Below are 331 nucleotides of genomic sequence, written 5' to 3'. Positions count from 1 at the left end.
AATCTGTATCGTACTATACAGAATAAATCTGAAAAAAAGGGGGAGTGCCCCCCCTATTTACCGAACAGCCCGAGCAGGTGGCCGACGATCATGAGTAGCGCGCCGATGACCATCCCGGAGCCGATGAGTAAAGCGCAGAAACCCACGGCGCGGCGCTGCGCTTGCGCCGTGACCAGATTAGCCGAACTTCGGTTTATCTCGTTACCGATCCTTGCGACCGCTTCGCGCCCGGCAAGGATCAGCGCATTGCGCTCCTTTTCCATCATGGATTCGAAGTTCATCTGCGACTGGAGCAGAGCTTTGCCTGAGCCATCGCGCACGGCCTCGGAGA

The 331-nt window shown here is 57.1% G+C and carries 1 protein-coding gene; it reads right to left on the bottom strand.

The features are described from left to right. Positions 1–53: 53 nt before the first annotated feature. Positions 54–331, bottom strand: a 278-nt coding sequence (locus KMS84_RS44250) for a hypothetical protein (protein WP_256921493.1), incomplete at its 5' end; no start/stop codon positions are given.

Origin of the sequence: Streptomyces hilarionis, from assembly GCF_024539675.1 — a bacterium.
Taxonomy (GTDB): Bacteria; Actinomycetota; Actinomycetes; order Streptomycetales; family Streptomycetaceae; genus Streptomyces; species Streptomyces hilarionis.
The sequence above is the reverse complement of the archived record's forward strand: the minus strand, read 5'-3'. Positions and strand labels throughout refer to the sequence as shown.